The 18,106-nt window shown below is 33.8% G+C and carries 20 protein-coding genes and 1 tRNA gene; 11 read left to right on the top strand and 10 right to left on the bottom strand.

Annotated elements, in window-relative coordinates:
- Positions 1-201 precede the first annotated feature (201 nt).
- Together J2Z32_RS05155 and J2Z32_RS05160 are read left to right on the top strand one after the other, a co-directional pair.
- Entirely contained in the window at positions 202-1,071 is an 870-nt protein-coding gene (locus J2Z32_RS05155; protein ID WP_210088093.1) for a ComEC/Rec2 family competence protein, read from the top strand.
- Positions 1,072-1,077: 6 nt separating this feature from the next.
- A complete protein-coding gene (locus J2Z32_RS05160; RefSeq protein ID WP_210088094.1) occupies positions 1,078-1,290 on the top strand; it encodes a DUF3006 domain-containing protein in 213 nt (70 codons plus the stop codon).
- A 131-nt stretch (positions 1,291-1,421) separates the two neighbouring features.
- Here J2Z32_RS05160 and manA read toward each other — a convergent pair whose 3' ends face one another.
- Both manA and J2Z32_RS05170 read right to left on the bottom strand, forming a co-directional pair.
- Positions 1,422-2,366, bottom strand: a complete 945-nt coding sequence (gene manA / locus J2Z32_RS05165) for a mannose-6-phosphate isomerase, class I (protein WP_210088095.1) — start codon at positions 2,364-2,366, stop codon at positions 1,422-1,424.
- A gap of 26 nt (positions 2,367-2,392) precedes the next feature.
- Positions 2,393-3,310 (bottom strand): ROK family protein, encoded by a 918-nt coding sequence (locus J2Z32_RS05170; RefSeq protein WP_210088096.1) that lies wholly within the window; start codon positions 3,308-3,310, stop codon positions 2,393-2,395.
- 107 nt (positions 3,311-3,417) lie between these two features.
- Between J2Z32_RS05170 and J2Z32_RS05175 the strand changes: the two genes are divergently transcribed.
- Positions 3,418-4,458 (top strand): LacI family DNA-binding transcriptional regulator, encoded by a 1,041-nt coding sequence (locus tag J2Z32_RS05175; RefSeq protein ID WP_210088097.1) that lies wholly within the window; start codon positions 3,418-3,420, stop codon positions 4,456-4,458.
- Positions 4,459-4,535: 77 nt separating this feature from the next.
- Here the strand turns inward: J2Z32_RS05175 and J2Z32_RS05180 are convergent, their stop codons facing one another.
- Entirely contained in the window at positions 4,536-5,150 is a 615-nt protein-coding gene (locus tag J2Z32_RS05180) for a superoxide dismutase (RefSeq protein WP_210088098.1), read from the bottom strand.
- A 337-nt stretch (positions 5,151-5,487) separates the two neighbouring features.
- Here J2Z32_RS05180 and J2Z32_RS05185 point away from each other — a divergent pair, with 337 nt between their 5' ends.
- Positions 5,488-5,742: a YuzB family protein gene (locus J2Z32_RS05185; protein ID WP_210088099.1), complete on the top strand. Its 255-nt coding sequence runs from the start codon at positions 5,488-5,490 to the stop codon at positions 5,740-5,742.
- A gap of 116 nt (positions 5,743-5,858) precedes the next feature.
- Here J2Z32_RS05185 and J2Z32_RS05190 read toward each other — a convergent pair whose 3' ends face one another.
- The 3 genes from J2Z32_RS05190 to J2Z32_RS05200 form a co-directional block, all read right to left on the bottom strand.
- Positions 5,859-6,509 carry a helix-turn-helix transcriptional regulator gene (locus J2Z32_RS05190; protein WP_210088100.1) on the bottom strand — a complete coding sequence of 217 codons (651 nt, stop codon included), beginning with the start codon at positions 6,507-6,509 and terminating at the stop codon, positions 5,859-5,861.
- A gap of 54 nt (positions 6,510-6,563) precedes the next feature.
- Positions 6,564-7,454 (bottom strand): oxygen-dependent tRNA uridine(34) hydroxylase TrhO, encoded by an 891-nt coding sequence (gene trhO / locus J2Z32_RS05195; protein WP_210088101.1) that lies wholly within the window; start codon positions 7,452-7,454, stop codon positions 6,564-6,566.
- 155 nt (positions 7,455-7,609) lie between these two features.
- Entirely contained in the window at positions 7,610-8,383 is a 774-nt protein-coding gene (locus J2Z32_RS05200) for a polysaccharide deacetylase family protein (protein ID WP_210088102.1), read from the bottom strand.
- Between the two features lie 188 nt (positions 8,384-8,571).
- Here J2Z32_RS05200 and J2Z32_RS05205 point away from each other — a divergent pair, with 188 nt between their 5' ends.
- Entirely contained in the window at positions 8,572-9,024 is a 453-nt protein-coding gene (locus J2Z32_RS05205) for a VOC family protein (protein WP_210088103.1), read from the top strand.
- A 253-nt stretch (positions 9,025-9,277) separates the two neighbouring features.
- Here the strand turns inward: J2Z32_RS05205 and J2Z32_RS22305 are convergent, their stop codons facing one another.
- A complete protein-coding gene (locus J2Z32_RS22305; RefSeq protein WP_245251205.1) occupies positions 9,278-9,367 on the bottom strand; it encodes a hypothetical protein in 90 nt (29 codons plus the stop codon).
- 111 nt (positions 9,368-9,478) lie between these two features.
- Here J2Z32_RS22305 and J2Z32_RS05210 point away from each other — a divergent pair.
- Positions 9,479-9,551 (top strand) — tRNA-Val (locus J2Z32_RS05210).
- Positions 9,552-9,847: 296 nt separating this feature from the next.
- Here J2Z32_RS05210 and J2Z32_RS05215 read toward each other — a convergent pair.
- The gene (locus tag J2Z32_RS05215) at positions 9,848-10,141 is read right to left on the bottom strand and encodes a helix-turn-helix domain-containing protein (protein ID WP_210088104.1); all 294 of its coding nucleotides are present in this window, start codon (positions 10,139-10,141) and stop codon (positions 9,848-9,850) included.
- Between the two features lie 172 nt (positions 10,142-10,313).
- Positions 10,314-10,640 (bottom strand): RadC family protein, encoded by a 327-nt coding sequence (gene radC / locus J2Z32_RS05220; RefSeq protein WP_210088194.1) that lies wholly within the window; start codon positions 10,638-10,640, stop codon positions 10,314-10,316.
- A 455-nt stretch (positions 10,641-11,095) separates the two neighbouring features.
- Between radC and J2Z32_RS05225 the strand changes: the two genes are divergently transcribed.
- Both J2Z32_RS05225 and J2Z32_RS05230 read left to right on the top strand, forming a co-directional pair.
- Complete coding sequence (locus tag J2Z32_RS05225; RefSeq protein ID WP_210088105.1) at positions 11,096-13,264, top strand: ATP-dependent nuclease; 2,169 nt, start codon at positions 11,096-11,098, stop codon at positions 13,262-13,264.
- 130 nt (positions 13,265-13,394) lie between these two features.
- The gene (locus J2Z32_RS05230) at positions 13,395-15,116 is read left to right on the top strand and encodes a UvrD-helicase domain-containing protein (RefSeq protein WP_342453918.1); all 1,722 of its coding nucleotides are present in this window, start codon (positions 13,395-13,397) and stop codon (positions 15,114-15,116) included.
- 869 nt (positions 15,117-15,985) lie between these two features.
- Here the strand turns inward: J2Z32_RS05230 and J2Z32_RS05235 are convergent.
- Complete coding sequence (locus tag J2Z32_RS05235; protein ID WP_210088106.1) at positions 15,986-16,744, bottom strand: zinc-ribbon domain-containing protein; 759 nt, start codon at positions 16,742-16,744, stop codon at positions 15,986-15,988.
- 269 nt (positions 16,745-17,013) lie between these two features.
- Between J2Z32_RS05235 and J2Z32_RS05240 the strand changes: the two genes are divergently transcribed.
- The 3 genes from J2Z32_RS05240 (at position 17,014) to J2Z32_RS05250 (ending at position 18,005) form a co-directional block, all read left to right on the top strand.
- Positions 17,014-17,208, top strand: coding sequence for a hypothetical protein (locus J2Z32_RS05240; protein WP_210088107.1), 195 nt, complete (start codon positions 17,014-17,016; stop codon positions 17,206-17,208).
- A gap of 45 nt (positions 17,209-17,253) precedes the next feature.
- On the top strand, positions 17,254-17,697 hold the full coding sequence (locus J2Z32_RS05245; protein WP_210088108.1) for a GNAT family N-acetyltransferase: 444 nt from the start codon (positions 17,254-17,256) through the stop codon (positions 17,695-17,697).
- 71 nt (positions 17,698-17,768) lie between these two features.
- Positions 17,769-18,005 (top strand): DUF3892 domain-containing protein, encoded by a 237-nt coding sequence (locus J2Z32_RS05250; protein WP_210088109.1) that lies wholly within the window; start codon positions 17,769-17,771, stop codon positions 18,003-18,005.
- Positions 18,006-18,106: the final 101 nt, after the last annotated feature.

Below are 18,106 nucleotides of genomic sequence, written 5' to 3' on the forward strand. Positions count from 1 at the left end.
AATACATTTAATGATCGTTATCGCACTGGCATATCAACATTGAATTGTTGAGTGCCAGTTTTTACTTTATATGTTTATCAAATGTTATGATTTAACGGGCAAAGGAGTTTGGACATCACGAGTACAAGCAGAGGAACTAAATTAAAAGGGACTAGGGCTAGGTCAAGGCGAAAAGTTCATAAAATATGGTATGGAATAGTCATGGCGTTATTTGTCGCCTTTGGTTATCATTTTTTAGAAGAAACAGACTTAGTTAATGATACACAGCAGGGATCTATACAACAGCAACAGCTACAAGAACAACAACTAAAGGGGCAACAACTACAAGTTAACTTTTTAGATGTTGGACAAGGAGCGTCCCAGTTAATCATTACTCCATCAGGTAAAACAATGCTAATTGATGGTGGAAATAATGATCAACAAGAGAAAATGGTACAGTATTTACAGCACTATGGAGTAAAACGATTGGATATCGTCATTGCTACACATCCTGATGCGGACCATATTGGTGGGCTAATTGCTGCAATAAAGTATGCGGATGTCGGCAAAATTTATATGCCAAAGGTGCAGAATAATACAAAAACGTTTGAGAACTTATTAAGAGTAATAAAAAATAAGGGCTTAAAGATTACAACAGCCAAAGCAGGGTTATCCTTGGAGTTAGAGGATAAGATCGATATTAATATGATTGCTCCCATATTAAATGGACTAGATAACAACAACATGAGTGCTGTTATACGTATCCAATATGGTCAAACCTCATTTTTGTTAACGGGGGATGCTGGTAATGAAAGTGAGCAAGCGATGTTGTCATCCCAAGTGAATTTAGCTAGTGATGTGTTGTTAGTAGGTCATCATGGTTCAAAAAGCTCAACAACCTCTTCATTTTTGAATGAGGTAAAACCAAAATATGCTGTAATTCAGGTAGGGGAAAATAAGTATGGTCATCCCACTCCAACAGTATTGAAACGACTTCAAGAAAGTGGAGTCCATGTTTATCGTAATGACACCCAAGGGACAATCGAGTTTAGGTCAGATGGATTAAACTATTCAATTAAGACGGAGAGGTAAGCGTATATGTTAGCTATCATTGATTCATTTGAAGAGGATTATTGTTTAATTGAAATCGATGGACGTATTAAGCCTGTTCAGCGTACTTTAGTTGATCATGCGGTAAAAGTAGGGGATGTTGTGGATTGGGATGGACACCAGTGGGTAACCAATCGGAAACAGACAGCTGCGCGTACTCAATCTATAAAAAAGCTTATGGATGATTTATGGGAAGATTAGTATATAATAAATTAGCTTAAAACAGCATTAGCGATCTTAGGAAATGAGTGATATGTACACATATAGAAACAGGAGATAAAGCAATGTTTAAGTTGCCTTGACCTCCTGTTTTTGTTGTAGATCAAAACTAACTATTCCCGGGAAATAATTACAGAGAAGTCCCCTTTAAGTGTGTATTCGCCAAAATTTACAGGTAGGATGAAATGGTCGCCTTTAGTAAGAGCATAGCTTTCTGAACCTATCTGTAATGAACCGTGACCAGCTATTACGCTACATATTGTATATTTTGAATGTGCAGGTAAAGCCGCGTTATTAGTAATATCCCACTTTTGTACAGTGAAAAACTCATTTGAAACGAGCTTAGTTATTATAATTCCCTCTTTATTTTGTTGCTCAGGTTCAGTAGGGACATAAACTTGTGGAATGGTGGTGACATCAATCGCTTTTTCTAAATGCAGCTCCCTAGTGTTTCCGTCCTTATCCATACGATTATAATCATATACACGATAGGTCGTGTCAGAGCTTTGTTGAGTTTCTAATACAACAATTCCTTTGCCAAGGGCATGAATCGTCCCGCTTGGTACATAAAAGAAATCGCCAGCTTGTACAGGAACCTTAGTCAGTAAATCATCCCATTTACCCTCTTTAATATATGAAATTAGTTGTTCCTTAGTCTGTGCCGCATGGCCGTAAATAATTTCAGCTCCTGGCTCTGCATCAAGGATATACCAGCATTCTGTTTTCCCTAATTCCCCATTTTCATGAAGATTAGCGTATTCATCATTAGGATGTACCTGAACAGACAAATTATCAGATGCATCTAAAATTTTAGTTAATAGCGGAAAGCGAGGGGAGCTAGATTGAAATAACTCTGGATGTGAATCCCACAGTTCACCTAGAGTTAAGCCTGAGAATGTTCCCTCCCGTACAACACTTTGTCCATTCGGATGTGCAGAGATTGCCCAACATTCCCCTGTGCGCTCATAAGGAAGATCATAAGTAAATAACGTTTTTAATTTTTGACCACCCCAAATTCGTTCTTGAAAAATAGGGGATAAAAAAATAGGTTGCATCATAAATTAATCTCCTTTAAATCAATTTATTAATTATAGGATACATGCACTAAAGCGGCTGCACCAATTAATCCAGCATTTTGCTGGAGCTGTGCAGGTATGATTGGGGTGCTCCTTCCAGTAGGATTTAACGCATTTTTTCCTACATAGCTTTGGATTGTTTCAAATAAAGCAGTACCAACCTGAGAAACCCCACCACCAATAATAACCTGTTCAGGATCAAACGTATTAATGAGTGTTACACATCCGATAGCAATGTAGCTGAATACCTGATCGACAAGTCTTTTCATCTCTATGTGACCATCTGCTGCAAGCTCAAAGGTTTCCTTGCTAGTTACTTGTCGGCCCAAGATTTGTGTTGCTTGTCTTGCAATCGCAGTACCAGATGCAATATATTCGAAGCATCCATCTTGACCACAGTTACAATGTCCAGCAGCTGGATCTATAACGATATGTCCAATGTCACCAGCATTTCCTGTAGCTCCAGTTAACAATTTTCCATGTGCAAAAATGCCAGCACCGATGCCCGTACTGATCGTCATAAAAATAAAGTGATCCAAATTTTGAGCTGCTCCGACCCATTTTTCAGCTAATGCCGCAGCTGTCGCATCGTTTTCAAAAAAAATAGGGAAATTAAAATAACGTTGTAATGATTGAATGATAGAAAAGTTCCACCAGCTTCGCAAATTTGGCGGTTCTACAATAATTCCTTTTTGCGTATTTATTGGCCCCGGTGCACCTACACCGATACCAGCAATTAAAGAGCTAGGAATAGCATGCTCGTGTAGCAATTGTGTTGTTGCGTTGGCAACACGTGTTATCATCTCATCGGGAGAAATTGACAAATCGGTAGGCAACGTAGTTTGTGCTGCAATTAAGCCTTGTGAATTAACAAGTCCAATCGCAATTTTTGTCCCACCAATATCAATTCCAATTGCATAGCTCATCAAAAGTAGCCTCCAATCTTCGTGTTTAACTTGACAAACTTGACAAAGATATAGTTAGTAAAGTAATGTTGGGTTAAGTTTATCACGTTTTGTGGAGGTTGAAAAGCTTGAGTAAAAAGAAAAAGATTACGATGCAGGATATTGCAAATAAGCTGAATATTTCTAAAAATGCAGTATCGCTTGCTTTGATGAATAAAAAGGGCGTTAGCAATGCAACACGTGAGCTTGTTTTACAGTGTGCAAAGGAATTAGGATATAGTAATACAAATTTAACGGAATTAAATAATAATATTATGGTATTGATTCCTGAGCGTGTAATGAGCTATGAAGATCAAGACCATTTTCAATTTTTTCATGATATGTTGTGGGGCTTAGAACAGAAAATTCGGGAAGAGGGCATGAATGCAGTTGTCGTTAGGATCGATAAAGAAACGGAGAGGACGCTAAAGCTGCCTAGATTATTAGATGACATTGCTTATCGGGGTATTATTATGTTTGGGATTATAGATTATGCTTACGCGAAATTTATATATGAACTTGATGTACCCGTTGTGATGTTAGACTCCTATTACCGCGATTTGCCTTGCCCTGTCGTTACGTCAAGTAATATTGAAGGGGCATGTGAGGCGGTAAACTATTTAATTGGGAAAGGACATAAGGAGATAGCATTTATTGGACCTGTAAATTTAACAACAAGTCATGAGGAACGATGGTTTGGTTATTTAACCGCGTTAGAGAAACACCAGCTGACCATTCAGCCCCACCTTCAACTTACTCAATCAGAAAGCTTTAGTAAAACAAAAGCAGAAATAGAGCTCTTTATAGCTAAGCTATTTAAGCTAAATCAGCTTCCAACGGCCTTTTTTTGTGGCAATGATCGAACAGCATATATTTTACAAGATGTTTTACTTGAAATGGGGGTTCCTCAGCAAACATGGCCTTCCATAATTGGTTTTGATAATATAACACCACCTGACTCAAGGCATTTACCTATAACTACGATGTCAGTGCAGAAGGAGAAAATGTGTGAAGCCGCAGCAAAGCTGTTAATCACGTCATCTTCAAGCACTTTTATAAACTATAGGGCAGCATTACGTTATTCTATTCCACCAGTATTAGTGGAGCGTCAGTCTGTGAAGAGAATATAAGGAGATTAAATAGAAAAACAACATAAAAAAACGATTACCAAGCAAGTTGGCAATCGTTTTTATTATTATTTAAAAGTTTATTTTACAGCTGCTTCATAACGTTTTTCAACTTCAGACCAGTTAATTACGTTAAAGAATGCTGCGATGTAGTCAGGACGTTTGTTTTGATAATTTAAGTAGTAAGCATGCTCCCAAACATCTAGACCTAAAATAGGAGTTTTACCTTCCATAATTGGTGAATCTTGATTTGGCAAGCTGTATACGGATAGTTTACCGTTAGCATCAACAGCTAGGAATGCCCAACCGCTACCAAAGCGAGTTGTTGCTGCTTTAGCGAAATCTTCTTTAAATTTATCGAAGCCACCAAGCTCGTTAGCGATTGCATCTGCTAATTTACCAGAAGGCTGTCCGCCACCGTTAGGACCGATGATTTCCCAGAACAAGGAGTGGTTAGCATGGCCACCACCATTGTTGCGAACTGCTGTACGAATTGCTTCAGGAACGCTATCTAAATCTGCAATAAGTTCCTCAACAGATTTGCTTTGCAATTCAGGTGCGGATTCTAATGCCGCATTCAAATTCGTAACGTAAGTGTTGTGGTGACGATCGTGGTGAATCTCCATAGTTAAAGCGTCAATGTGTGGTTCCAAAGCGTTATTAGCGTAAGGTAAAGCTGGTAATTGATGTGCCATTATATAATTCATCCTCTCTGATAATATGTAAATATTAGATTTGATATCTTTATTATAATTATTTCAATGCACTTAGTCAACATAAATGTATGGTAAGTATGTTAACTAAATAATTATGCTTAATTTAAATTACATTAGGTTCTCATTAACGCGATTTTATAGCATTGACAAAAAGAATTGTGTTAGACATAATTACAGTCATGTTTATTTATTACCCATTACTTTGATAAGCAAACAAATTAGTTATAATTTAAGAAGCATCATATGCATGATAAGCCTATTATGAAGATTATAACGATTATGAAGCAAAATAATAAATAATGGTGGTGAAGAAGGTATGGGACTAGGCATTGTGGTTGTTGAAGTGTGTGAAACCAATGTATTAAGCAAACTTGCGCTTGAGCAGTTGGAAGAGGAATTTCCTGAAGTCGCAGTGATGCGTACAGATTGTCTTAACTTGTGTGGGTTATGTAAGCTTCGCCCATACGCTTTAGTTAATGGAAAACGGGTCGTAGCAAAGTCGGAAGAAACATGTCTTAAAGACATTAAGCAAAAAATTCAAGATGAATTGCTGGAATATGATGTTGAATAGGATAGCCATAGTATAGAATAATTGAACTGCACCACTACTAGTCAGAACTTGGCTAACAAATGGGGTGCAGTTCATTTTTAATTTATGGGATAATAAAAGAAAATCATAACTAAAATTTAGGCTTCTTTTTTTGAAGATTTCTCTTTTGTAATCGTATAACGACAACAATTTCCTTCTTGAGCTAGGCATTCACTGCGCTCAACATTAGCATCTAACAAGGATTCAAATAGTTTTAGCTCACATTCACAGGCATGCTGATATTGGTTAGCAATTTGCGAGATTGGGCAGTTATGCTCAATTAGGATATATTCGTTTTCATCCTGTTGCTCTAACTTGGTCATATAACCATTGTCATTTTGAATTTTTGCTAACGTTTTAACTTTATCCTCAAAGGACTTGCCTACCATTGAAGATTTGTATTGTTGTTCTAGTTTTTCTTTTCGACGATCAAATAAGCGATCTACAAGTTTATAATCTGTTTCTTCAGCTAAAACATCTAACAAATCTAATGTAAGTGTATGATATTTTTTTGGAAAGAGGTTGTCTCCTTGCTCAGTTAGTCCATAAACAGCAGTAGGCCTTCCCATAGTCGGGCGCACTAATTTAGATTCAATAAGTCCATCTCTTTCCATTGTGCCAAGATGTCTACGTACAGCCATTTCCGTAATACCTAACTCATCCGTAATTTCCTTTGTACTAAGAGGACCGCTTGTTTTCATCATATGAAGTATTTGTTCCCTAGTGGAAAGCTCTTGATTCATTTTCATGGTGATACACCTCCTAGTCATTAAGGTTAAGGATGTTCATTATGCAAGCAAGCATTAGGATGCACGAGTCTGAAATTTATGTCTACATTCATCAGAGCAAAAGCCTTGGTGCTCCTCATAGCAAGACTCACAGCTAATATATTGTAAGTTACACTCAGGGCAATTAATATATTGATCGTTAGACTCATGACAATGGAAGCAAGTGCCTACAACGATATCTTCGTCAGTTCTATTAATGGGTACAGAAATCCGCTCATCAAAAACGTAACATTTCCCATCAAACAATCGACCTTGTACTTCCGAATCCTTACCATAAGTAACAATACCACCATCAAGTTGGTTAACATCTGTAAAACCTTCATGGATTAAAAAGCCGGTTAATTTCTCACAACGAATACCGCCAGTACAATAGGTAAGAACCTTTTTATCCTTAAACTGTGTCATATTGTTGCGAATCCATTCAGGGAATTCTCGGAATGATTCAACATCAGGTCTGATTGCACCACGAAAATGACCAATGTCATATTCATAGTCGGTTCGTCCATCTAAAATAATAACATCATCTTGCTGTAGCTGCTCATAAAACTCCTTAGGTGATAAGTGCTTACCCGTAATTTGATTGGGGTCAAGCTCATGTTCGTATCTAAAAGTAACAAGCTCCTCCTTGTGACGAACAAACATTTTTTTAAATGTATGAGTCTCAACCTCATCTACTTTAAAAACGATATCTGAAAATAGAGGGTTAGCTCGTAAATCCGCCATATATTGCTCAGTTTGCGCTATAGTTCCCGAAACAGTTCCGTTTATCCCTTCACTTGCGATCAGGATTCTTCCTTTAAGTCCAAGGTTTTTACAATAGCGTAAATGCTCTTGTGTGAATTGCTCCGGATCATTAATTGTTACGTATTTATAGTACAACAGTACTCTATATTGAAGTTGTTCCATATGCACCACCTAAATTATATATTTTCTTCTGAATTGTATTGAATTTTATGTACTTAGTCAATATTAAAGTATAGTAAGTATAGTATGTATATAAATTAAAACAAAAACAAGCTACTTCATGATAATGATGTAGCTTGTTTAAATGAGTCAGTTTCTTATTGTGAAACCTTAATATGAGTTTTAGGTGCAACTCGATGTGCCAAAAGCTGAGAGACGGTTACGAAGGAATATCCTCTTTTTTTTAGTTCAGGTAACAAAATAGATAATGCTTCAGCGGTTTGAGGCTCGTGATATACACAATCATGCATTAAAATTATATCGCCGTTGCGTACATTTTTTAACACTCGATTTACAATTTTTTGCACGCCTGGTGAAGCCCAATCCTTCGTATCTTGATGCCAAGACCACAATATAAGCTGTAATTTATTTTGTTTAGCAATATCTACAATACGTTCATTAAATTGTCCCCCTGGAGGACGAAAAAATGTTGCTCGATGTCCTGTAGCCGCAAAAATTGCTTCTTGTGTCTCACTGATTTCATTTAACACTTTGTTTGGGGCTATATTTTGAAAAGAGGGATGGTGGTAGGTATGATTGCCAACCTCATGGCCTTCAGCTAATTCCTTTTTTAAAATATCAGGATATTTTTTAACCCGACTACCAACGACAAAAAACGTTGCTTTTGCATCATTTTTTTCTAACACCTCTAAAATTTTTAACGTTTGTTTTTCATCTGGTCCGTCATCAAAAGTGAAAGCAAGTGCCTTTTCCTCTGTAGGAACATCCCACACAATGTCACCACGCTCCTCATAATAATGACGATTGCGTATATGTGAATTAGGTTGAGCGCTTGCCTGGCAAGTAAGCATAGGGAAAATGATACATGTGATCACCGTCAGCCTACGGCAAAATAAGTTTCCTGTAAACATAAGTAGCACACCCTCCAATGGTTAGCAAAGTATAAAGATTAGTGTGCTTTATGGGATGAGATTTTATCCTTTATTTTTAAACTGCTAAAGTTTGTTGACCAGGATGTGCTGTTTCTTACTCAATGGAAGGGGGCAGAAACAAGTTAATGATTCGATGTTGATTTACACTATTGTTAGGAGATGACGATATGCATTTAGGAAGTATTTATCTCATAGTAAAAGACTTTGAAAAATCTTTGGGATTTTATGAAAAATTGCTTGAAATGCCTGTGTCTAAAATGAACATGAACAGATTTGCTATGTTTAATTTTGAGGGCAACTGTATATCGCTTATGAATGGACTATTTGATAGTCATCATCCAGATAAAGTAGAACGGAGAGGTGAATTTAATGAATATTTTGATGATTTAGAACAAATCGCTAATTTGCCTAATTCTCGTAAAGCAGTGCTGAATTTTTGGGATGAGAATTTAAAAGAAGAATATAGACGTATTAAGGAACTAAACATTTCTGATAAGCTGACAAGCATCAAATATATTTGTAATGCAAGTCCATATTACTACTTTCAGTTAACAGATCCAGACGGAAATATAATTGAGGTAACAGGGGGGTATGAGCCAGAAGAAGGTGAATTCAAATGAGTAAATGAACAATTTAATGATCCGATAATGTTTATCCAGCACAGCTTCCATTTTCCTTACACACTCCTTAGTTCAAATACATAGCTTTTTTGGATTAAAGTCGTTAGCTAATTTAAAAGCTGTTTTAAACACAAAAGAAGCCATGTTGGCGCATGACTTCTTAAGTAGTAGTAGTCGCTTTAAGGGCGATAAGGCTATAGAAAAGATGATATTTATTACGAAATAAGACTGTTAACCTTTTCAGCAGGGCGGTCTATTTCTTTTGGGTAAACGCCACGACAATAGAAATAACCAATGTCAGTAGCGCAATTAGAAGCGCATTTGAACTGATTATTAATGTCAAAGCGTCCTTAATTTAAAAAGGAGTAATATATATTTGGATTGTCACTTTACATTTTGAGCCTAACCACTTATATTATTTAAATAGAATGAAAGTAGTTAATAGTAATAATTGGATCTGTTAGCTCAGCAGGGAGAGCGCTATCTTGACAGGGTAGAGGTCGTAGGTTCGAACCCTACACAGATCATACTGAGAGAACCCTTACGGTGTAAGGGTTCTTTGCTTTTACTTCATTTTTTGGGCAAAATATATAGATTTTTCATCATTTTGATCATCTGAACTGTAGACAAAATAATTACTATAGTCAGTAGGAATACTATGGAAATGACCCTGATACAATAATTTCGTAACTTGTCTTAACTAGTCTTAGAGTAAATATTTGATTTACTTTCCTTTTATCCGTTTACTGTATCATCACCTCTTTCTAATTTTTGTTTAAATCACTTGTTTGTTTACTAACTACTTTTGTATCTATTAGTACCTCTAATAATACTGTTTAATTTTTTCAGGAGTTAGATTTGAATCAGTATAGTTGCACAATGATTGAATCCCTTCTTTTTGGGGATAAGAAGGATGTAGGAGATCAATTAATTCAATATTTAGTGTAAATGAAATTTTCTCAAGTGTCTTAATCGTTGGATTTTTTTCCCCACGTTCAATCTGTCCGATATATGACGTATTCACCCCTGCATTCAAAGCTAGTTGTTCTTGGCTTAAATTATTTTTGATACGTAAAATCCTGATGTTCTCTCCAATGTTTTCAATACTACTGTTCATTCCTCTCCCCCCTAATGAAACAATAAATTTTTTAGTAGAGAGACTCAATATGATATAGTGCGGATTTGAATGGATATAAACATGAATTGATACAGAGTGTAGTTAAAGCGTGGATAAAAAAACAGATTGGGTTATTTTCAACCCCTGAAACTGTTGTAGAGGGACAAATATTTTAAAAGTCACCATGTTCTTTCAGACTATAAAATTTATTACCTCCAATCACTACATGATCAAGTACATCAATCCCAACAATGTCTCCTGCTGCATTAAGCCTTTGAGTTAAGGCAATATCCTCTTTGGAAGGTTCAGGATCACGGCTAGGATGATTATGAGCGAATATTAACGATGCACTACAATGTCTGATAGCTGCATTAAATACTTCTCTTGGATGAACAATTACAGCATTTAAAGAACCAATAAAGATCACTTCTTTAAAGATTAGACGGTTTTTAGTATTAAGAAACAAGCAAATGAAATATTCCTTTTGTTCAAAAATCAGTTCAGATTGAACAGCATTGAATACATCATGGGGGAACGAATAATGACTGGTTTTTCGTTGGGACTAGCTAGGATTTTGGTAGGTTTCAGTAATGCTAAAATCTGTCTAGCCTTTCCTTTGCCAATACCCTTGATTGAGATTAACTGTTGTTCTGAAACGTCTACAAGTTCGGCTGTAGTGGGGAAGCGATGGAATGTTCTTGGATGACGTAGCTGTTGCTAGATTCTCGTAGGGATTGTGAGAATAGGTATTGTAGGTGTTATCTTGGGTTAGGTGCATGGGAATCCTCCTTAATTTGAGTACTTTGTAATAATGTATATTTTTAATTAATGAATTTACAGGATTAATCTAATAATTGAATATTTTAGGACTATTGTACTTTAAAAGAGGAAATATCTTGAAAGAAACGAAGTATTTAATATATACATAATTTCTAAAAACAGGAGGTTTTAGTATTGAAGATTAGTAAAGTAAAGGTGAAAAACTATAGGTTATTGAAAGATTTTGAATTAGACCTAGAAGATGATTTATCTGTAGTTATCGGAAAAAATAATTGTGGTAAAACATCATTACTCTCCATTCTTGACCAATTTATTGGTAAACGATCTAATGGGAATTCATTTTCTTATAACGACTTCAATATAGAATTTCAAGAAAAATTTGAAAAGTTAATTGAATCTACCGAAGTCATTAATGAATCTGATCTTGGCATAGCAGTAACCGTTTTTATTGAATATAGCAGATTGGATAATTTATCAAACCTAAGTAAACTAATGATGGATTTAGACCCAAAAAATAATACAGTTGTTATTAAATTCGAATACACTACTACAGAAGAAGAACTTCTAAAAATTAGATCAGATTTTAAGAAGGAGAAAAAAGAGAAGAAGAATAAGAATGTTAATGATTTTTTGAAAACCAATCACAAAAAATATTTTAAAATTTATAAGAAAGCTATTTGTTACGATTACATTACTTGCAATGAAAACGAAGATAACTATATTGATCTAACTAAGGATAATGCACTTCTTGATAAAATAATTAATTTTAAATTTATTAGTGCTAAAAGAAATATAAGCAACAACGATTCAGATAATGCTCTATCAGTTTTATCCTCAAAATATTACGAAAAAAAAGAGGATGGGCTTAGTAACTCAGCTAGTATTCAAAAATTTAAAAATACACTGAGTGACACAGACTCCCATCTAACTAAAATTTATGATGTACTATTTGCTGATGTTATTAAGAAAGTTAAGAAATTCGGTGGTGTACAAAAAGATGAATCTGTAATAAAAATTTCTTCAACACTACAACATAAGGAACTTTTAAAAGGTAATACAACTGTTATGTATAATCATAGTTCAGGCTACTCCTTGCCTGAAAATTATAATGGGCTTGGCTACTTAAATTTAATTACTATGATATTTGAGATTGAATTATTATTAAGTGAGTTCAGAATGGAATCTAAAGAAAATCAAGCACCCGCCGACATAAATTTGCTTTTTATTGAAGAACCTGAAGCACATACTCATCCACAAATGCAGTATGTATTTATAAAGAATATTAAAGAAATATTAAAAGAAGCGAGCACTGGAAAAGGAAAAAATAAATTTAATTTGCAGACAATTATTACTACCCATTCTTGCCAAATAACATCGGAAAGTAAGTTTGACGATATAAAGTATTTCTATAAATCAAATATAAATCAAGTCAACTCCAAAAATTTAAAAGACCTTGAGAAAGAATATATAAAAGATGGAAGTATACAATCATTTAAATTTCTAAAACAATATCTTACACTTCACCGTACTGAGTTGTTTTTTGTAGATAAAGCAATATTTATTGAAGGGGACACTGAAAGAATCCTGCTACCAGCAATGATGAAAAAAATAGATCAACAATTTCCAGACAACCCTTTGCTATCTCAGAATATATCAATTGTAGAGGTTGGGGCTCATTCACACGTGTTTGAAAAATTTATTGATTTTATAGGAATGAAATCTTTAATAATTACAGATTTTGATTCAGCAAAAAAAGTCAATGTTGAGGATAATAAGACGGAATTAGAAAAATGTCCAGTCAATGAAGCACACACTATAACAAATAATTCTCTAAAGTATTTCTTTAGTTCTACCTATAAGAAATATAAAGAATTACAAAAGGAGATAGCCATTACTGCTGAATTAGACAAAACTAGTATAGATAGCATTAATGAACGTGACTTTTATTTAAATCTATCTTTAGATGACAAAAAACTTTGTAAAGATATTTCACAAAAAGAATGGATTTCAAACAAAAACGGACATGTTTTAGTCATTTATCAAGTCACAGAGAAAAATTCAGATGGAGTTGAATACTGTGCTAGGAGCTTCGAAGATTCTTTTTTTCACCTAAATCAACAGTTTATTCTTGATAATATAAGTTCCTTTACAAGTTTAAAAAATAAGAAAGATTTTAAAGCAGGAACTAATCCCTATATTCTAGCTGAAAGATGTATAGAAAAAAAACCTAATTTTGCAATGGAGATACTAATTAACAGTCAAGAAAATAATAATATTGAGTTCTCTAACTGGGAAATTCCATATTACATAAAGGAAGGTTTGCTATGGTTGAAGGACAAGTAGAATTAGAAAAAGTATTCCAATGTGTGACTAATAAAAAAAATTTCCTATTAAGTGGAGGTGCAGGTTCTATACTTTAGTTCAAGTTATAAAAAAGGCACTTACGGAGAATCCATCTTCTAAAGTATCATGTATAACATATACAAATGCAGCAGTGAAAGAAATTGAAGATCGAGTAAATCATCCGAATCTTTGGGTATCTACTATCCATGATTTTTTATGGGATAACATCAAGAATTATCAAAATGATTTAAAAAAAGCACTTATAGCACTTATTAATGATGAAGACTCTAAAATAATAAGTCCTGATGGTAAAGTTGATAAAAATTATTTTGATCACTTAAAGAATGGGATTCAATACAAAGAGTACAATCGTATAAGGGAAGGAATTATTTCACATGACGAGATGCTTGCTCTGTCAAATATAATGTTTAAACAGCATGAATTACTTTGTGACATTTTAAAAGATAAGTATCAATTCATTTTTGTTGATGAGTATCAAGATACAAGTCCAGTGGTTATTGAAATATTTTTAGAACATATACAAAAAAGCAAAAAAAATAATATCATTGGTTTTTTTGGTGATTCAATGCAATCGATTTATGACAATGGAGTCGGAGATTTAACAAACTATATTGACTCTGGTCTAATAACTGAAATTCAAAAGAAACAAAATAGAAGAAATCCTAAGCAAGTAATAGATTTAGCGAATCAACTCAGGCTAGATGACTTAATACAAGAACCATCATCGGATTTATCTGCTCCAAATATGCTAAATGGAAAAATAAAGGAAGGTTCAATTAAATTTCTATACTCTGATCATGCGAATTTAGAACAGATAAAAGAACTGAAATATTTCAAAGATTGGGATTTTAACGATTCTACGCAAACAAAAGAATTATATTTAACACACAATCTAATTGCTGATAAAGCAGGGTTTCCTAGTTTGATGGATATTTATGATAAAGACCCTATAATTTCTCTTAAAAATAAAATTAGAAATACAATCAAAAAACAGAACATTGATATTGATGAAAGTAGCTCATTTGATGAGGTTGTGGATTCCCTTAAACTAATGAATAGAGAAAAAAAATTATTAAAAGATGTTATAACTCAAAATCCTTCAACAAACTCACTATATAAATTATTGAAGGACAGACCATATGCTGAAGTTAAAAATATTTACTTAGACAAAGATTCACTTATTGATGATAAAAAAGATGATGAGAATGATAATACTAAAGCAGGTTCAAAAAGAGATGATTTGATAAAACATCTCTTTAAAATTCAGAAAGTTGTTCATTTGTACCAAGAAAAACATTATAATGAATTTATACGAAATACAGAATTTTCTATAAATTCAGTGAAGGATAAAGTTGAAATCAGCAAAATATTTGCTGATTTTCATAAGATTTCAAAAAAAACTATTGAAGATGTTATTGAGTATACTGAATCTAAATTAATTTGTAGAAAAGATGACAAATATCATTCTTTTGTTAAAAAAAATGATTATGTATTTAGTAGAGTTAAAAATGTAAAGTATGAAGAGTTCCAAAACTTATTTTATTACTTAGAAGGCTTTACTCCATTTTCTACACAACATAAAATTAAAGGTGCTGAATTTGAGAATGTTTTTGTAGTATTAGATAATGGAAAATGGAATAATTTCAACTTTGAGTATCTATTTACTAATAGACAAGACAAACTATCGGTGTACAACAGGACAAAAAAAATATTTTATGTATGTTGTACAAGAGCTAAAGATAATCTTGTCTTATTTTTTCATAATCCAAATGAGGAAATCGTTCAACAAGCTAAGAATTGGTTTGGAAAAGATAATGTTATAAAAGTATAATTGCTTTGTCGCCAAGAAACAATTACCTCACATCGCCCACTTTACATCTGACAGGGTAGAGGTAGGTTCGAACCCTACACAGATGATATTTTCTATATGGACAAGGGACTTCAGCGTTTTTTTCACTATTAAAAAGTAGTGGTCTGAGTCCTAATTTGAGGAACCATTATCTTTAAGGACATAAAAATTCTTTTAGGTGGTGGTTTTTTGTTATTTGATTTTGCTCTATCTGAGTTTAAAGCAGATAAGCAACATCGCAATGTGAGTGATAGAACATTAACCTCTTTTATGTCACTTATGGATGAATTGCATAAATTTTGCGTAGAGTAGGAATTTGTAAATTTGGAGGATTATGTTTAATATCTGAGCGTAGAATTGAAGAGAAACATTTTGCCTATCTATTTTAAACTCTATGGTTTTATTATGTCTTTTCAGCTTTTCGAACTCTACTTATGAATAGCTTCAATAGCTGTAGATAGTCTAAAAAAATCAGCTTCATAACGATAAGGTTTGGAAATTTGGCAATTTTTAAAGCGAATAGCTTTATAAGTGAATTCTTCTGTACAATCTAAATTTTTATGAATAATTTCAAGGTATACTTGGGAATCTGCTATTTAAGTGCTGATTGATATATTAAATGTTTAGATTGATTTGGCTGATGGACAATAAGATTCAAGAGTGTAGAGGGTTTTCTCTTCAAGGAAAATGGTGATCTCAATATCAAAGAATTCGGAATCTTGTATCTGTATCCTGTATCTCAAATTTCAAAGCCTTCAATATTTGTCATTGTTGTTGACATGTATATGTTCATTCCGTTCTCAATTTTGACAAAAGAAAAACCGCCATTCAGGCGGTTAGAAATATCATTCTTAAATATCTATAGTATTTGTAAGTTCAGAAATTCTTTTATCTGAAATATTTGGTACCAATATTTTAAATTGTTTATAGAGCTTTCCTATTTCGGATGATAGTTGGTTTCTGGTTTTATTAAACTCAAGCAAACTACCCTTTGGAAAATCAGCTAGGTCAGCATATTGGGTATATAATCCATAAAGTTCTACTAATTTATCATAAGCATTTTGATATTCAGGAGAAGGCTTATTCAAGCCTTGCATTAATTTATCAGTTTCTTCTGTATTTTTCTTAATTAAGGCTATAATATTTTTTTCTTCGAATTCTTCTCTTTTATAGGAAATAGCTTCATTAAAATTTAATGCGCTTTTATTATTTACTATAATCCAATCTTCTTTAATTGCTCTATTCCATACATCGGAGTATTGATTACAAATTTCCTCAGAAATCAATGAAAAACTCATCATTTGAGTGACTGCTACAGCTAAGTCTTCACGATACTTATTAATAGCCTTTTCCTGTTTATCACTAAAGTACCAATATCCACCACCGATAGCCCCAATTAGTACAACTATAGAAAGTAAAGAAAATAATATAGTTTTTTTGCTTTTTTTCACTCTAAAATTATCATTCACTTCAACTGAAACAGCAGTTTCTTCTGATTGATTATTTAATAATTCATTATCTTCATCTTCAGTATCAAGTTTTAAACCACATTGATCACAAAATAAACTTTTTTCATCTACTTCATTACCGCAATTTTTACAGATTATCATATTCTGTCCCTCATCCCTATATTTTTTCGATCATACTACCAATATATCGGAAATATAGGTCTATAGATTTAGATAATATGTACTATTTATAATATCTTTCGTTAAGGAAACGCTGTATGTCTTTACTTGTATAATCTTCAAACTGCTTTAGCTCATTGATATAAAACTCCTTTTAGGTAATGGTTTTTTATTTAAATTTCGTTAAATATTGTGTATATTCATATCCCCACTAGCTAACACTTAAATTAGATTTCTTAGGGGGGATTATGATGGAAAAGAACAACAATGGCAATGCGAAGCTAGGCCTTATTGTTGCAGGGATTGCTTTAATACTAATTACGCAAGGTTGTAATCATGATCAAGCGCTGTCAGAGCGTCCAACAAAACCTGCTTGGTTTGGTCATTCTATTGTAGATGATGTATATGAACCTGCAATTGTAGAAGACGTATATTCAAAACAATAGTATAATGAGACGATATTCTAAGCAAAAAGGTGTGAATGACGTAAGATGACAGCAGTAATTATCCCTGTTAAGGAAAAAGATCAGCTAGAGCATTGCTTTTCAATTCGGAAAGAGGTTTTTGTTAAGGAGCAGCAAGTCCCATTAGAGATTGAAATTGATGAGTTTGATGTGCTTGATGAAAACGTGCATCATCTTTTAGTTGAAGTAGAGGGCAAACCTGCCGCAACGGGAAGACTAATTTTTTATAAGGATAATGCAGCTAAGCTACAGCGAATTGCGGTCAGCAAGGCGTATCGAGGGCAAGGACTAGGAGCGGTTTTAATTATTGCTTTAGAAGAGCTTGCACGAGAATTAGGACTGACCAAATCAGTGTTAGATGCCCAGTGTCAGGCTGAAGGCTTTTATGAAAAGCTAGGCTACACTACAGTATCCTCAGAGCCATTTGATGATGCTGGTATACCTCATGTTCGAATGGAGAAGACACTATAAATAGTTTTTGTGTGAATTGGACATATTATCATTATCCCCAACGGGAAATGAAAATGGAGGAGATGAAAGCTATGGACATTCATACAAGAGAACGTTTCATTGCCGTTCAAAAAAATGGGGACGGTGACTTAAAGGCATTTAAAACATCTAGTGGAAGAGTACTTGAATACAATGAAGCATTAAACGAGGTTCAAGCGGGTGCAATTGCAGGTGTGAATGTATTTAAGGGAAAAGATGGTGAGATGTATATTCGTGGAGATGCAGATGGAGATCCAACTAACAATCTAGATGCGTTACCAACATTTTAATTAACTTTGGATTTAAATAAACGGTGTGGCCAATGGGCTACGCCGTTTTTTGGTTTTTAACACAAAATAAACAGAATAATCATTGTCAATTTGGAAAAAGA

It is taken from the genome of Paenibacillus turicensis, assembly GCF_017873435.1.
In the GTDB taxonomy this organism is placed as follows: domain Bacteria; phylum Bacillota; class Bacilli; order Paenibacillales; family Paenibacillaceae; genus Fontibacillus; species Fontibacillus turicensis.

Excerpts from the sequence above, each read along its gene's own strand:
- J2Z32_RS05160 (WP_210088094.1), top strand. The coding sequence starts at position 1,078 with ATGTTAGCTATCATTGATTCATTTGAAGAGGATTATTGTTTAATTGAA.
- J2Z32_RS05180 (WP_210088098.1), bottom strand. The coding sequence starts at position 5,150 with ATGGCACATCAATTACCAGCTTTACCTTACGCTAATAACGCTTTGGAA.
- J2Z32_RS05205 (WP_210088103.1), top strand. The coding sequence starts at position 8,572 with ATGCATTTAGGAAGTATTTATCTCATAGTAAAAGACTTTGAAAAATCT.
- manA (WP_210088095.1), bottom strand. The coding sequence starts at position 2,366 with ATGATGCAACCTATTTTTTTATCCCCTATTTTTCAAGAACGAATTTGG.
- J2Z32_RS05170 (WP_210088096.1), bottom strand. The coding sequence starts at position 3,310 with ATGAGCTATGCAATTGGAATTGATATTGGTGGGACAAAAATTGCGATT.
- J2Z32_RS05235 (WP_210088106.1), bottom strand. The coding sequence starts at position 16,744 with ATGATAATCTGTAAAAATTGCGGTAATGAAGTAGATGAAAAAAGTTTA.
- J2Z32_RS05185 (WP_210088099.1), top strand. The coding sequence starts at position 5,488 with ATGGGACTAGGCATTGTGGTTGTTGAAGTGTGTGAAACCAATGTATTA.
- J2Z32_RS05240 (WP_210088107.1), top strand. The coding sequence starts at position 17,014 with ATGGAAAAGAACAACAATGGCAATGCGAAGCTAGGCCTTATTGTTGCA.
- J2Z32_RS05190 (WP_210088100.1), bottom strand. The coding sequence starts at position 6,509 with ATGAAAATGAATCAAGAGCTTTCCACTAGGGAACAAATACTTCATATG.
- J2Z32_RS05155 (WP_210088093.1), top strand. The coding sequence starts at position 202 with ATGGCGTTATTTGTCGCCTTTGGTTATCATTTTTTAGAAGAAACAGAC.
- J2Z32_RS05245 (WP_210088108.1), top strand. The coding sequence starts at position 17,254 with ATGACAGCAGTAATTATCCCTGTTAAGGAAAAAGATCAGCTAGAGCAT.
- trhO (WP_210088101.1), bottom strand. The coding sequence starts at position 7,454 with ATGGAACAACTTCAATATAGAGTACTGTTGTACTATAAATACGTAACA.
- J2Z32_RS05250 (WP_210088109.1), top strand. The coding sequence starts at position 17,769 with ATGGACATTCATACAAGAGAACGTTTCATTGCCGTTCAAAAAAATGGG.
- J2Z32_RS05215 (WP_210088104.1), bottom strand. The coding sequence starts at position 10,141 with ATGAACAGTAGTATTGAAAACATTGGAGAGAACATCAGGATTTTACGT.
- J2Z32_RS05200 (WP_210088102.1), bottom strand. The coding sequence starts at position 8,383 with ATGTTTACAGGAAACTTATTTTGCCGTAGGCTGACGGTGATCACATGT.